This is a genomic window from Niabella soli DSM 19437, assembly GCF_000243115.2.
GTDB lineage: Bacteria > Bacteroidota > Bacteroidia > Chitinophagales > Chitinophagaceae > Niabella > Niabella soli.
The window spans coordinates 3340802-3356412 of sequence record NZ_CP007035.1 but is presented as its reverse complement, the minus strand read 5'-3'; the positions used below and the strand labels follow the sequence as shown (position 1 = coordinate 3356412).

The window sequence follows — 15611 nt, the reverse complement described above, 5'->3', positions numbered from 1 at the left end:
AATTTGATCAAAATCCCTGCGGGGAAAATAAAACGAAACATGAAACGAATTTTGTTGTTAACGGCGCTTTTTTATCAGGGAATCCTGTTTGCCCAGGAGTTAAAACAGATTCCACCGGGTTCCTGGGTTACCTGCGGAGATGATAAAGCCCTGGTCCTTGACCCGACGCGTTCAGAAAATGGGCGCCCGGTTATCCTATGGTCCTGGGATAATAAAGAAGCAACGGAGCTGCCGGCGGAGTATCGTAAACTATTGCATCCGCTGGACGACTGTAAGCCGGTACTGGACAACCGGAAATTGCTGCTTACTTCTTCCGGGGGGGCCACCATCCTGGTAGATATTGCTACAAAGCAAGTGGAGTTTTATGCGCATACGCCGATGGCCCACTCCGCCGCTGTTTTACCGGGCGGCTACCTGGCAGTGGCAAACTCGACCCACCCTCAGGGTAACAGCCTGGAGTTATACCGCTACGATCAGCCGGAAAAAGTCTTATTTAAAGACACTCTTTATTCGGGTCACGGCGCCGTGTGGAATAATCAGAAACAGCAATTATTTGTCTTGGGGTTTAATGAACTAAGGGCCTACAAATTGGATGCGGCGGACCGGACGCATCCCCGGTTAGTAAAAACGCAGACCTGGGTGCTTCCGGATGTAGGTGGGCATGATCTTTCGCTGATTGATGGGAACCACCTTTTGGTTTCTGCCCACAATGATGTATGGATCTTTGATATCGCCGCCGGCAGCTATACCGTTTTTAAACCACTGGAAAAAGTTCCGAACGTAAAGTCTGTAAACCTGGATAAAAAAACAGGGATGCTTGTTTATACGAAGGCCGAAGAGAGCTGGTGGACTTTTCATATTTATGCTAAAAACCCTGAAAAAGTGCTTAACCTGCCGGACGTGCGGTTATATAAAGTGCGTATTGCACCGGAGGCGCGATAAGAAAAAAAGCCATCCGTTTAAAGGGGGAGTACCGTTACCTCAACCCCTCTTGCCTCCAGTTGCTCTACGGTATGTTGAGATATATTGCTATCTGTAATAATCTGTTCAATATCCTCCAGCGTACAGATTTTTCCAAGGCCGCGCTTGCCAAATTTGCTGGAATCGGCCAGTACAATAGTTTTGCGCGCAGCCATGATCATTTTTTTATTCAGTTGTGCCTCCTGCATGCTTGTGGTGGTAAGCCCAAATTCCAGGTCGATGCCATCCACCCCTAAAAACAGTTTGCTGCAGGAAAAATCTTCGAGTATTTTCTCGGCATACAGACCGGTCACTGAAGAGGATGTTTTTCTCATAATGCCTCCCAACTGAATCACTTCTATGCCCGGGTGATGGGCGATCTCAATGGCCACATTTAGTGCGCTGGTTAAAACAGTTACGTTTCCTTTCGGTTGTATATTTTTCGCAAGATAAAATACAGTAGTGCCCGAAGCAATCAATATACTATCATTATATTCTATTAAACCAGCCGCGTATTGACCAATTTTTTCTTTTTCGGCCGATTGTATGGCAACTTTTTCAATCACAGGTCGATCGCCAATATAGGGGTTGGTCAAAGTAGCTCCTCCGTGTGTCCGAAATAATTTGTTTTTGTCCTCCAGAAATTGCAAATCCTTTCGAATGGTTACAGAAGAAACGTTCAAATCCTGGCAAAGATCCCCTACCAGGACGGTTCCCTTTTCCTTTAACACCTCCAGTATATGTTGGTGACGCTCAACTAATGTGCTCATATCTGGCAAAAGTAGACATTATCGACACAAAAACGGAAAGCAAAAAAAATTTAAATTTCTTAAGAAATATTTGTCAAGTGTTTCGTTTTTTTGGTATTTTTAATTATAATTGCTTTCGAATTGTTGCTTTTTGATTTGAGTCAACCAATACTTGTCGTTAAAAAAACTCAGCGTGAACCAGGGGATAAAAATGAAAACGGAGCGGATTTCGTTGCTAAAAGCAGCCACAGCAAAGGATGTGCTGTGGGATGTAGTTGTTATTGGTGGTGGGGCTACGGGATTGGGAACAGCCCTGGAGGCGGTTACCCGGGGGTATAAAACATTATTGCTGGAACAGTCGGATTTTGCAAAAGGAACTTCAAGTCGCAGCACCAAGTTGGTACACGGCGGCGTTCGTTACCTGGCACAGGGCAATGTAGGGTTGGTAAGGGAGGCGAGCATTGAGCGGGGGCTCTTACTGCAGAACGCTCCGCACCTGGTAAAAAATCAAACCTTTATTATCCCGGTTTATTCTTTTACAGACCGGCTAAAATATACCATTGGATTAAAATTATATGATTGGATCGCCGGCCGGCTGTCGCTGGGGCGCTCTTATTTTATCTCCCGTAAAAAAGCGCTGGAAGCATTGCCGGGAATAAATCAGGAAAAACTTACCGGCGGTGTTTTATACCACGACGGACAGTTTGACGATTCGAGGCTTGCGATAAACCTGGCGCAAACAATTATTGAGGAAGGGGGTGTGGCAATAAACTATATGAAAGTATTGGGGCTTGAAAAACCCGATGCGAAGGGGCACACCGTTGTGGAAGCCGAAGATATGGAACAAGGCGTTTCGTATAAAATAAAAACAAAGGCAGTGGTAAATGCCACCGGCGTATTTGTTGACGCTATTTTAAAAATGGAAGACCCGGCGGCCCCCAAAAGCGTGGTGGCAAGTCAGGGGATACACCTTGTTTTAAACAAAACCTTTTTTTCTTCTGCCGAGGCGCTGATGATTCCCAAAACGAACGACGGGCGGGTGCTGTTTGCTGTTCCCTGGCATAATGAAGTGGTGGTGGGTACAACAGACACTCCGGTGGGCGTTCCTTCTATGGAGCCCAGGCCGCTTGAGAAGGAAATTACCTTCATTTTAAATACGGTGGGAAATTATCTTGTAAAAAAGCCTTGCAGGAAAGACGTGCAAAGCGTATTTGTGGGCTTACGTCCTCTGGCGGCTCCAAAAGAAGGCGCCCAGAAAACAAAAGAAATATCGCGCAGCCATAAAATTATTATCAGCCCCACGAACCTGTTTACCATTATCGGGGGTAAATGGACCACCTATAGAAAGATGGGGGAAGATATGGTGGATGCTATTGAAAAAAAATTAAACTGGCCGCTTACCAAAACAAGAACCCCGCATTTGAAAATTCATGGATATAAAGAAGGGATGAATTGGGAAGACCCCTACTATTTCTATGGAAGTGATGCGGAAGGCGCGAAGACAGCAAGCGAGGAACAACGCATCAGCGACAAGCTTAGGATCGATAAAGCACAGGTAGTATGGGCTGTGCAGCATGAAATGGCCCGTACGGTGGAGGATTTTCTAGCACGGCGCACCCGGGCACTTTTTTTAGATGCAAGGGAAAGTATCAGGATCTGCCAGGAGGTAGCAACAATCATGGCTGCTGCGTTAAACAGAGATGACGATTGGATTCAGAATGAAACTGTACAATTCAGGGAGCTGGCGCAGCAATATTTATTAAACTAACAAACAACGAAAAGCTATATGAAACCTGATTCTCAAAATGCAAAATGCGGGATAGATTATGTTTTGGTTAACAAAACGGTTCGCCGGGTTACGCTTAAGGGCTGCGCAATATATTTGCGACCTCTTTGCGGCAGCCTGTTTCGCGGGAAAATCAACAAATAACAAATTCAATAGCGGATACCAGCTTTATAGCAAAGCCGGGCGGCATCCTTTTGAATAAATGACCATTATATAAGTAGAAAACAATCAAAATGAGAAAAAATAGAATCCGGAACAAAAAAAGCAACTTCCTGCTGGCAGTGCTGCTGCTGCTGCTGTTACCCTTTATAGGAATGGCGCAGCGGAGAACGGTAAGCGGGATGGTTACTTCCAAAGAAACAACCGAACCGATTGCTAATGCGACGGTATTAATCAAAGGAACTTCCAGGGGTACCACTACCAATGCGGAGGGGCACTACTCTATTGCTACAACAACTGGTGAGGTGCTGACTTTTTCTGCCGTGGGATATAAAGCCACAGACCGGAAATACAGTGGGCAAGCTTCCATAAACGTACTTTTGGAAAGTAATAGCAAGCAGGAAGATGAAGTGGTGGTAACCACCGCGCTGGGGATTAAAAAGCAGGATCGAGCTTTAGGGTATGCTGTTACAAAAATTGACAGTACCCAACTGACAGAGGCTGTATCCACTAACTGGACGGATGCTCTTTCGGGGAAGGTTGCCGGCTTAAGCCTGATACGCTCCGGCTCCGGCCCGGCGGGATCTAATAAAATTATTCTGCGTGGTGAGAATAACCTTACCGGTGATAATGAGGCCCTGATCATTGTTGATGGAGTGGTAATTAGTAGCAGTAGCGGCAGGCGCTCTGCAAATGGATCGGATAATGTATACGCAACAGGCAGTGATAACCTGCCGGCTGACTACGGAAGCGCTGTAAATGACCTTAACCCAAATGATATTGAAAGCGTAACCGTATTGAAAGGCCCGGCTGCGGCCGCCTTATATGGGCAGCGGGGCGCTAACGGGGCTATCGTCATTACCACAAAATCAGCAGCGGCAAAAAAGAACGGGCAGTTTCGGATCCAGTTTACTTCAAACGGATCGATGGAATCCCTGAACAGGACCGTTGACCGGCAGTATGAATATGGACTTGGGTTGGATGGACAACTGGATTATGACTTTGGCCGGTCTGCAAACAGTTCCTCCAGCTCAGCTTATGGACCTAAGTTTGACGGACAGTTATTTTACCAGTATAACCCCGTTACCCAAACGAGGGATACCGTAGCAACCCCCTGGGTGGCGTACAAGAATATTGATGATTTCTGGGATGTAGGAAAAAACCTTACTAACAATTTGAGTGTGAGTGGCAAATTGTTGTCAACCGCTTTTCGCATTACCGGCTCGATCCAGGATAACAAGTGGATTGTTCCTAATACCGGGTTCAAGCGCAATTCTGCAAGTATTACAACGAATACCGATATTACCAAAAAGCTGAAGTTGTCAACTAAAATGAACTATGGCTTCAGGAGCAGCGACAATCTCCCGGGAGCGGGTTATGGTAACCAGTCGCTTATGTACTGGTATATATTCTGGCAGCCCAATGCAGATTATAACTGGTTGCGGAACTACTGGATGGGTACCCCGGGAAGCTCTTATAGTTCAGACAGTATGTACAAAAGAATCCGTTACCCGTACTCTTCTTTTCCGGAAAACCCGTTTGCTATTGTAAACGAATTTATAAATAAAACAAGAAGGCAAAATGTAACGGGCAACGTGCAGTTAAACTATCAGTTTTCAAAGGAGCTGAGCCTGATGGTGCGCGGAAACCTGGACTGGTCCTATGATAAGCGTGAGCAGGATCGCCCTTATGACGCGGGCTCCCGTTTGCCATATGGTTCTATTAGAAAACAAAATATTCATACCCGGGAAGTGAGTTATGATTTTCTTGCCCGGTACAATAAGAGCCTGTCTGACAATGTTAAGTTCGGCGTGTCGTTGGGAGGAAGCCAGTTGAAAAATGAATACGACAAAACAGATAAACGGGCCGACGGTTTAAAATTCCCCAAACTGGACTCATTGCACCCTTCTCCGTATCCGGGTATTTACGACCTGAATAACAACCTATATGGACTGACCTTTTATCCTGATACCAGCCGTTATCAGATCAATAGTATTTACGGCCTTATTAATTTTAGCTATAAGAACTATCTGTTTGCAGAGGTTACCGGTAGGCAGGACTGGAACAGTGTACTGGCCACCCCGAACCGGACTGATAATGTGGGTTTCTTTTATCCCTCGTTAAATACCAGTTTTGTCCTATCTGATGTTACAAAATTGCCGACGGCTATCAGTTATGCCAAACTAAGAGCTTCTATAGCGCAGGTAGGAAGCGGCGCTACCACACCTTACAGAACGGCGTATACCTATCCGCTTGCTGTTAATAACGGCCTGTATCCGGACAGCGCGGTATCCAATCCGAGGACATTGCCAAACGACAACCTGAAGCCGCTGAAAACCACAACCTTTGAATTGGGAGCGGAAGTGCAATTGTTCAAAAACCGCTTGGGATTTGACCTGGCGCTTTATTGGGGAAACACCCAGAACCAGATCCTGACAAGAACCCTGGACCGGTCTTCCGGTTATGATTATGCCATTATTAACGCAGGCAGAGTTAATAATAATGGTATTGAATTGTCATTAAACGGAAAGCCCATTGTAAACAAAAATGGATTTAACTGGGAAGTGTTTGCCACCTATTCGTTCAATAAAAACAAGATCATGTCTATGCCGGACAGCACCGTTTTGCTCCGGGCCGGGCAGATCGCCAGTGGCCAGATCGTTGCTACTATTGGTGGAAGTATGGGTGATCTATATGGCTTGGGCTACCAGCGCAGCCCGAATGGGCAGGTCATCTTTGATCCCGTTACCGGGTTCCCTAAAATCACCAGCAATATTATTTATTTAGGCAATACAACACCCAAGTATAAAGTGAGCCTGGGTAACAATTTCCGGTATAAGCAATTTAGTTTAAAACTATTGTTTGATGCACAGGCCGGCGCTGTAGCCTATTCGCTGACCCACTATAAAATGGTGGAACAGGGTAAATTGGCTGTCACATTGCCGGGTCGTTATAATGGCATTATTGGCAATGGCGTGTTGGAAGTGCTGAATGATAAAGGCGAGGTTACCGGTTATCGCAAAAATGATGTGGTGGCCTATGACGTGGATCAGTACTATCAAAACAGTATGGGATCCCTTAACGCAGAAGGAAGTACGTTCAGTACCGATTTTATTAAATTCCGGGAAGCCACGCTCTATTATTCTTTCAACGCAAAACTGTTGAAGAAGGTCGGACTAAAAACAGCCACCCTTGGTATTTACGGGCGTGATCTGTTCATCTGGTCGCCCTGGCCAATTTTTGATCCTGAATTTGGTACCCTCAGCGGATCAGATATCGTAAGAGGGTTTGAGGTAGGCCAGTTTCCGTCTACACGCAGTGTTGGTTTTAATTTATCTATCGGACTTTAATTCTTTTAATATGAAATGACTATAAAAATTTTCGAGCAAATTCATGCGCAAGGCGATGAAAATTTTTATACAAAATTCCATGTGACCAAAATCAATAAAAAATACACATGAAAAAACAATTTTTTATCGGCTCCTTATTATTGTTGTTGGTGTCAGCAATGTACTCCTGCAAAAAAGGATTCGAAAAGCTAAATATAGATCCCATTAATATCCTGCACACTTCCTCCAGCCAGATACTGGCGCCTGCGCTGGTAAATGCTCTTTGGCCGGGCATGACAAGGAACCGGAGCTTTACAAATGAACTGATGCAGGTTACGGTTAGCATCAGCGACGGGGAAAATACAGTATTCCGCTATGCTTTCAGGGCCAGCCAGTCCGATTATTTATGGAATGCCTGGTATGTGCAGCTCACCAACTTCAGAAGTGTGGACAGCCTGTCAAGCAGCGGTGATAGCATTAATACTTCTTACCAGGGTATTGCCCGGATCTGTGAAGCGTGGGTATTTGCGAATTTAACGGACACTTATGGCGATATTCCCTACACGGAAGCGCTTCAGGGCAAGGAAGGAAATGTGCAACCCGTTTTTGACCGGCAGAAGGACATTTATCAAAGCCTGTTTAAAAAACTGGAAGAGGCAAATGAGTTGCTGGCTAAAAACCAGGCCATTGTTGTAACAAGTGACCCGGTTTATAACGGAGATCTTTCAAAATGGAGAAAATTCGGAAACTCTTTGTACTTAAGATTGCTGCTCCGCATATCAGGAAAGGCCGAGGTGGCGCAGCAATGCCAGGATAAGATAAAACAAATTGTTCAGGATCCTGCAACTTACCCCATCATGACCTCCAACGCCGATTGTGCCAGGGTGCTTTGGACCGGGCAAACCAGCAGTACGGACCCTTATACTTCGCCCTATGTGTATAACGTGCGGGTGCAGGATTTCAGGACACCGGCAATCTGCAGCTATTTTTTGGATAGTTTGATTACCTGGACCGACCCAAGAATTACTTCTGCCAAACCGTATGGGTCGGGAAGCATTGGCCGCCTGGGTATTGCACAGGCCAGCGGCGGCGGTTGGCGCGGGGTATCAAGCGGGTACATTCCCGGCCATGCCGATCCCAAGGGTTGTTATTTTCAAAGTTATGACGATAAAAGCACCGGCGGCGTATGGTCATTACAGCAGAACCCCTGGACAGGGATCATAATGCAATATGCAGAAGTACAGTTTATACTGGCCGAAGCAGCATTAAAAGGTTGGATCGGCGGCAACCCCAGAGATTATTTTTATCAGGGTATTGCTTCCGCTATTAACTACTGGGTTCCCAATTTTCCGGAGGACATCACTTCTTCCGAATTTGCGGATCATCTTGATAACCTGGCTGCCGGTAGTGTTGTTTGGAGCAATGACCTCTCTTTTGACCGGAAAATGGAGTTGATACATGGGCAAAAATACTACGCGCTGTTCCTGACGGATCTGCAGCAATGGTTTGAATACCGGCGTACAGGCTATCCAAACCTGCATTTATCTGAATTGCCCGGCTTGCAAAATGGCGGTGTAATGCCAGCCCGTTTGGTGTATCCTGTTTATGTACAATCTGCCAATCCCACCAATTATAAAACGGCTGTTGCCGCCCAGGGTCCGGATCAGATCAATACCAACGTATGGTGGCAGAAGCCTTAAGGGCTAGTATTAAAGAATCTATAAAAAAGTTACTGATGAAACATATATTCAATCTCCTTTTGGTGTTAAGCATAGCTGCAGCAATCAACAGTTGCACCAAAAATACCTACGAAAATTATCCGGGCGGAGTGCCCTACGATGTAATTTCCGCCCTGGATGTACGCTTGCTGTACAACGGCCAGGATGTAACGCTTACTAAGGACCTGCTGTATGGCGGCGCCCGGCTGGCTGCGGTGGTAATATCGGATCACACTGAAAAAAATATCCCGGATGGATTGCTGGTAGTGCAGGACAGCCGCCGCCTTAATATGTTACGGGGCATTGCCATAGACCTGGGCGCCACTGCCGCTAATTACCACCCGGGGGATTCGTTAATGATCAATATTGACGGCGCTACTTTAACCAGAAAGAACGGCATTTTAACTATTGTTGGTGTAACAGACGCTAAAATTGAATCCAAGGGAAAAGGACAAGTCAACACAAATGCGATAACCACAGCAGAGCTGCTGGCGAATCCTAACAATTACGAAAGTTCCCTGTGTATCGTTAATAAATCCAGCTTCAATCCCACATTACCGGCCGGGGAGGGAATCGGCGGCGTTAAAACAATTAATGATGGTTTTGCCGATCTGACACTTTATACCGATCCCAGCGTAAGTTATGCTAATAATGCCCCATTCAGTTTAGCGGCTTATGTAGGAATACCTTTTGCTACGGAAAAGGGATCGATACAATTAAGAACAAGAGATGCAGATGACATAGTGAATATGGGATCTTCTGAACAGGACCTCCTTATTTCCGGATTCATGGGCGATCCCAAGGGCGGCGATGGTGGTAACGAATACGTGCAGATGATCGCCACCAAAGACATCAACTTCGCTGTAACACCCTACAGCATTGTTTTCTGTGCCAACCCTGGCGCGTCTACCCCTGCGCTGGATAACGGTTGGGCCACCGGAGGACAGCGGACTATTAAGTGGAACATTACATCTGGCTCTGTATTAAAAGGGCAATTCTTTTACTTCGGTTTCCAGGGCAAAAAAATCAATGGCAATGCGGGTACGGTTTCTTTCCCGGCAGGAACGAATTGGTATCAAAAGACCTATTCAACCAGCGCTACCAATAAGGGTGATGGCGGCTTGTTCCGCGCAAGTGCCTTTTCAACCAGCGGCCCCTTTCCGAATAGCGGGAACACCTGCGGTGTCGCCTTGTTTAAAGGGACCACAGTTAACGAGAAATCAGTTCCGGAAGACGTGTTATTTGTAGCTTCCGGCGGAACCACTTCTATTTACGATCCTTCCAAAAACCCGATACTGGGTTACCGGATCTGTAATAACGACTGGTATTCTATGTTCTCAGTGGGTATTGATCAAAGCACCTACAAGCCGGTGATTCTGCCCTATCTGTATTATCGCTCACCAGGTAATACCACTAATATGCCCTATGCGATAAATGCGGCGCACCCGGTTGCGGCTACTGATGCCGGGTTGTTCAATATGATGGGAGGGGTTTATAATATTACCTTGCATCGGTGGACCAGCGCAAGGAAGCAGACACCAATAGAATTATTTCAGGCAACAGACGATACCCACACTGCGGCTACCATTGCCGATATAGAACCGGGCCGTGGCGGTCCCAATGATTCGCTTATTACAAGAATAGTAGAATAAATAATCAATGAAACTTAAATTAAAAAAAACCTTACACACAGGCCTTATCCTGGCCTGTGTGTTTAGCGCCGTCGGAAGCAACGCCCAATCCCCTGCCTGGGACAGCACTTACCGCCCGGGCAGTTATAAATTGCGGGTGGACCAGTTTAATGCCTTTCCCAATTCGTCAAAAGATATTATCTTTTTGGGTAACAGTATTACTGCCGGTATCGACTGGGAAGAGTTATTTCAAAACCCCGAATGCAAGAACCGGGGCATCAGCGGCGACATCACTTTTGGTGTGCTGGAGCGCCTGCACGAGGTTACGGAAGGCAAGCCGCAAAAGGTCTTTATTCTGATCGGCACTAATGATATCTCCCGCAATGTTCCGGATGCAGTGATCTTAAATAACTATAAACGCATCATCCGCCAGATCAAAAAGGAAAGCCCGGCTACAAAAATCTATTTTCAGACCGTGCTTCCTGTGAACGCAGATATTCCGCCCAAAAAAGGTCATTACGGGAAAGATGAACATATAGCCGCCGTAAATGAAGGGCTTAAGAAACTGGGCAAGGATGAGGCGATAACCGTCATCGATCTGCACCCGCATTTTCTAAAGGACGGTAAGCTGAACAAAGATCTTACTTATGACGGCCTGCATCTGAATATTAACGGATATAAACTGTGGTCAAAAATTTTAAAAGACGGAAAGTATTTATAAATGCAATTATACATTCGTCATGCCGGGCGCAATCCCGATTTATCGGGAGAGCCGAGGCATCCCTGTGATGCCGGACTGCCCGGGAAGTGAGAGACCCCCGTCCGAACGCCGGTCAGGGTGACGAAAGAATATTATGTTATGAACACATTGTTTTCGTAACGCAAATAAATAACACGAGGCGACGAATAATAACTTGTCGTTTCAAAGAACTTAAATTCTTTTATTGGGATCTCAGACGAACAGATCTTTCTTTCAATGTCATAAATAATGAATAGTACCAAATGAAAAAAACAATTTTTAGCGTCGCGCTTCTGCTGGCCGTAACAATGGCCGGGTACGGGCAAAAGAAAATCCAGCTTCCGCCAACCTATAAAAACCTGGATATGGAAGCGCACCGCGGTGGCCGCGGACTGATGCCGGAAAATACGATCCCTGCCATGCTGAACGCCATAGATATGGGGGTTACCACCCTGGAGATGGATATGCAGGTAACAAAGGACAAACAGGTTATCGTATCGCACGACGCTACATTTAATTACGGGTTTACCACCACACCGGAGGGCGATACCCTCACCCCTGCGGAGTCAAAAAAGCGGATCCTGTACACCATGACCTACGATTCGATTAAAAAATATGATGTAGGCAAAAAGTTCTATCCGGCAGAGCCCCGCCAGAAAAAAATGGCCGCAGTAAAGCCGCTGTTAAAAGAGCTGCTCACCACCACAGAGGCCTATGCTAAAAAGAAAGACATCGCCATTCAATATAATATTGAAATTAAATCCAGCCCCAAAGGTGATGGCGTTACCAGCCCGCCCGTGGCGGAATTCACAGACCTGGCTATGCAAACCCTCCTGCCGTTTAATATTGGCAAACGGCTTATTATCCAGTGTTTTGATGTGCGGGCATTAAAAATAATGCATCAAAAATACCCACAGGTGCAAACTTCTTATTTAGTGGATGATAAAGAAAAGCGCCCGTTGGCTGAACAATTGGAGGCCCTGGGTTATACGCCGGCATATTATAGTCCGCATTATGCCATTGTAACACCAGAGCTGGTAAAAGAGTGTCATCAGCGCAACATCAAAATAGTACCCTGGACGGTGAATGATTTGCCCACAATTAAAAAGCTAGCCGATATGGGTGTGGATGGCATTATTACCGATTATCCCGATTTGTTTTACCAGTTGAAATAATGTCATCCCCCGTATGAAAAGCAGAACGATTTCAAGGAGGGCCTTTCTTGTTTCCGGCGCAATGGCCGGTGCAGGGTTGGCTGCCGGGGGGTGTAGTAAAGGGAGTGCTGCCGGACCGGGAACGGAAACTTCCGGCAATGAAAGCGGCGCCCTGCCTGATGTAGCCGGCATGACGGTTAAAGGGCGGGTTACCTGTGCCGGTGCGGGCGTGCCGGGTGTGGTGGTATCAGATGGGGTGGCGGTTACTACTACTGGCAAAGACGGCAGTTATTATCTTCCTTCCGCAAAAACAAAAAAATTTGTTTTTATTTCCGTACCCGGCGGCTATGAGGTGAGCGCTGGCAATACCATACTCCCGGTTTTTTACCAGGCATTTGGAGCCGATGCATCCGTGGTGGAAACAATAAACTTTACAGTAACAAAAACAGACAATGATAAGCATGTAGTGCTGGCAATTGGCGATCTGCACCTGGCCAACCGGAACGATGATATTGCCCAGTTTCAAAACGGCTTTTTGCCGGATGCAAAGGCAACCATCGATCGCTACCGGCAGCAAGGGTACAAAGTGTACGGACTTACACTGGGCGACATGACCTGGGATGCTTACTGGTATGCGAACAAATACAGCTTTGCTGAATACCTGTCTGTAATGAAAAACATAAATATACCGGTCTTCCATACCATGGGCAATCATGATAATGACCCCTATGTGGCCGCCGATTGGCCCGCAGAAGCCGCTTTCAGAGCTTCACTGGGCCCCACCTATTATTCGTTCAACCTTGGAAAAGTACATTATGTTGTTTTAGATAATATTGAGTATGTAAATAAAGGAGGCGCTCAGGGCACTTTGGGCGACCGGTCCTACAATGAAACCATCGTCGCAGACCAGTTGGCGTGGTTAAAAAAGGACCTGGCAACCCTTTCTGATAAGTCGGCCCCTGTTGTTCTGGCCATGCACATCCATTTAAACGGTAACCCGTCAGCTTCGGAAACCGCAGCGCTGAATTTGACCAACGCATCAGCATTGATCGACTGTTTCTCCGGGTTCAGCAATGTAAATGTATTAACCGGGCATACCCATATCTGTTATGCTTATGAAAATTCACCAACGCTGATGGAGCATAACTCCGGCGCTGTTTGCGCTACCTGGTGGTGGACCGGCAAAAGCGGTTATGCCGGCAATCAGATCTGTAAAGACGGCGCCCCGGGAGGTTATGCCATCTGGAAATTTAATAACACCGGGTATCAGTGGTTATATAAAGCAATCGGGTATGAGGAGCAGTACCAGTTCAGGGCTTATGATATGAACCTGGTTCATATTACGGCTGCTAACTATGCACCCAAAACCACCGATGCACTTTTGGCGGATTATGTAGACGCGTATGCTGTAAAAAATACCGGTAACGAAATTTTGGTGAACGTTTGGGGGTACGATAAACGCTGGAAAGTGGAATTGTTCGAAAACGGAACAATGCCGCTGGCTGTTACACGTGTAAAGGTGAAAGATCCGCTGCATATTATTTCTTACGAGGCGCTGCGGCTGAACGCCGGGGCAACGCCCACAAGCGATTTTTGTACCACAACATCGGCGCACCTGTTTAAAGCTGCGGCCGTAAGCCCCACTTCGCCGGTATTGATAAAGGTAACAGACCGGTTTGGGAATGTTTATACGGAAACGATGACACGGCCCAAGGCTTTAACCGTATCAATGAAATGACGGGCACAATTTTTGCCCCGGCGAAGGATTGCAATTGCGTAGAATGAAATATTTTGTTTTATATTGATGCACTCTTTCTTCCTGTTTATAAACAGGAAACGATAGGATTTAATTTTAAAATTCAAATAAACGGTTGACTATGCCAAAGTACATTCTCTCTTTCGATGCAGGTACCACCAGTTCCCGCGCTATTGTTTTCGATAAGTCCGGAACAATTGTTGCCGTAGCGCAAAAAGAGTTTACACAGATCTTTCCGAAGCCCGGTTGGGTGGAGCACGACGCCAATGAAATATGGTCGACCCAGTTAGGGGTGGCTGCCGAAGCCATTGTGAAGGCGGGGCTAAGCGCTGCCGACATTGCCTGCATTGGCATTACCAATCAACGGGAAACAACGGTTGTATGGGATCGCGCTACGTCACAACCCGTTTATAATGCCATCGTATGGCAGGATCGACGTACCTCCGACTATTGTGATGCGTTGAAGCAGGAAGGACATTCGGCACCCATAAAAGCAAAAACAGGGTTGGTGACCGATGCCTATTTTTCGGCAACAAAGATCCGGTGGATCCTTGAAAACGTAGAAGGGGCAAGGGAGCGGGCCGAAAAAGGCGAATTGTGTTTTGGAACGGTTGATTCCTGGTTGTTATGGAAACTGACCAACGGCCAGGTGCATGCAACCGACGTCAGCAATGCATCGCGCACCATGGCCTACAATATTCATACACTGGAGTGGGATAAGGAATTGCTGGAATTATTTGGCATCCCGTTAAGCATGATGCCCGAAGTGCGTTCCAGCAGCGAGGTGTACGGTCATACGGATATGGTTTTAACAGGAGCAAAAATTCCGGTGAGCGGTATTGCCGGAGATCAGCAGGCAGCGTTATTCGGTCAAATGTGCACTCAGTCCGGAATGGTGAAAAATACGTATGGTACGGGGTGTTTTATGCTGATGAATACAGGAGCCAAGCCGGTGCCGTCTGAAAATAATTTGTTAACGACCATCGCCTGGAAGATAAATGATGAAGTGAGCTACGCGCTGGAAGGCAGTGTATTTATTGCAGGAGCGGTGGTGCAGTGGCTACGCGATGGATTGAAGCTGATTCAAAAATCGGGGGATATAGAAGCGCTAACGGCAACGGAGCCCGATAATGGCGGCGTGTACATGGTGCCCGCTTTTACCGGGCTGGGGGCGCCTTATTGGAACCAGCATGCGCGGGGAATGATCACCGGTCTTACCAGGGGCAGCTCCGACGGGCATATTGCGCGGGCGGCGGTAGAGAGCATCGCCTACCAGACCATGGACGTATTGAAGGCGATGGAAGCGGATTCCGGTATTTCAATCAAAGAAGTACGGGTGGATGGCGGCGCTACGGTGAACAATTACCTGATGCAGTTCCAGGCGAATTTGCTGGATACAAAAGTGGTGCGGCCGAAGATCACGGAAACCACGGCTTTAGGCGCTGCATATCTTAGCGGCCTGGCAATAGGTTTCTGGAATGACATAAAAGAAGTGGAACGGTACTGGCAGGTAGACCAGGCATTTGAACCGTATATGACGGAGGAGGTGCGCGAACAATTAACAAGAGGCTGGAAGCGTGCGGTAAAAGCAGCCCAGGCCTGGACGGAAGAAGTCTGATGTTTGAAGTTG

General features: G+C 46.8%; 10 protein-coding genes. 9 read left to right on the top strand and 1 reads right to left on the bottom strand.

Translation table 11 applies throughout. The annotated features are described in order from the left end of the window. Positions 1 to 39 precede the first annotated feature (39 nt). Entirely contained in the window at positions 40 to 942 is a 903-nt protein-coding gene (locus tag NIASO_RS14245; RefSeq protein ID WP_008586908.1) for a DUF6528 family protein, read from the top strand. Between the two features lie 17 nt (positions 943 to 959). Here NIASO_RS14245 and NIASO_RS14240 read toward each other — a convergent pair whose 3' ends face one another. Continuing rightward, positions 960 to 1730, bottom strand: coding sequence for a DeoR/GlpR family DNA-binding transcription regulator (locus tag NIASO_RS14240; RefSeq protein WP_008586907.1), 771 nt, complete (start codon positions 1728 to 1730; stop codon positions 960 to 962). Positions 1731 to 1902: 172 nt separating this feature from the next. Between NIASO_RS14240 and NIASO_RS14235 the strand changes: the two genes are divergently transcribed. From NIASO_RS14235 to glpK, 8 genes are all read left to right on the top strand, one after another. Continuing rightward, entirely contained in the window at positions 1903 to 3477 is a 1575-nt protein-coding gene (locus NIASO_RS14235) for a glycerol-3-phosphate dehydrogenase/oxidase (protein WP_008586905.1), read from the top strand. Positions 3478 to 3728: 251 nt separating this feature from the next. Further along, positions 3729 to 7004, top strand: coding sequence for a SusC/RagA family TonB-linked outer membrane protein (locus NIASO_RS14230; RefSeq protein WP_008586902.1), 3276 nt, complete (start codon positions 3729 to 3731; stop codon positions 7002 to 7004). A gap of 107 nt (positions 7005 to 7111) precedes the next feature. Further along, positions 7112 to 8683, top strand: coding sequence for a SusD/RagB family nutrient-binding outer membrane lipoprotein (locus tag NIASO_RS14225; RefSeq protein ID WP_008586898.1), 1572 nt, complete (start codon positions 7112 to 7114; stop codon positions 8681 to 8683). A gap of 35 nt (positions 8684 to 8718) precedes the next feature. After that, positions 8719 to 10353, top strand: coding sequence for a DUF5689 domain-containing protein (locus NIASO_RS14220; protein ID WP_008586897.1), 1635 nt, complete (start codon positions 8719 to 8721; stop codon positions 10351 to 10353). A gap of 7 nt (positions 10354 to 10360) precedes the next feature. After that, positions 10361 to 11053 (top strand): GDSL-type esterase/lipase family protein, encoded by a 693-nt coding sequence (locus NIASO_RS14215; RefSeq protein ID WP_008586896.1) that lies wholly within the window; start codon positions 10361 to 10363, stop codon positions 11051 to 11053. Positions 11054 to 11334: 281 nt separating this feature from the next. Continuing rightward, a complete protein-coding gene (locus NIASO_RS14210) occupies positions 11335 to 12246 on the top strand; it encodes a glycerophosphodiester phosphodiesterase family protein (RefSeq protein ID WP_008586894.1) in 912 nt (303 codons plus the stop codon). Positions 12247 to 12259: 13 nt separating this feature from the next. Next, positions 12260 to 13963, top strand: a complete 1704-nt coding sequence (locus NIASO_RS14205; protein WP_008586893.1) for a calcineurin-like phosphoesterase C-terminal domain-containing protein — start codon at positions 12260 to 12262, stop codon at positions 13961 to 13963. A 139-nt stretch (positions 13964 to 14102) separates the two neighbouring features. After that, on the top strand, positions 14103 to 15599 hold the full coding sequence (glpK, locus tag NIASO_RS14200; protein ID WP_008586892.1) for a glycerol kinase GlpK: 1497 nt from the start codon (positions 14103 to 14105) through the stop codon (positions 15597 to 15599). Positions 15600 to 15611 lie beyond the last annotated feature (12 nt).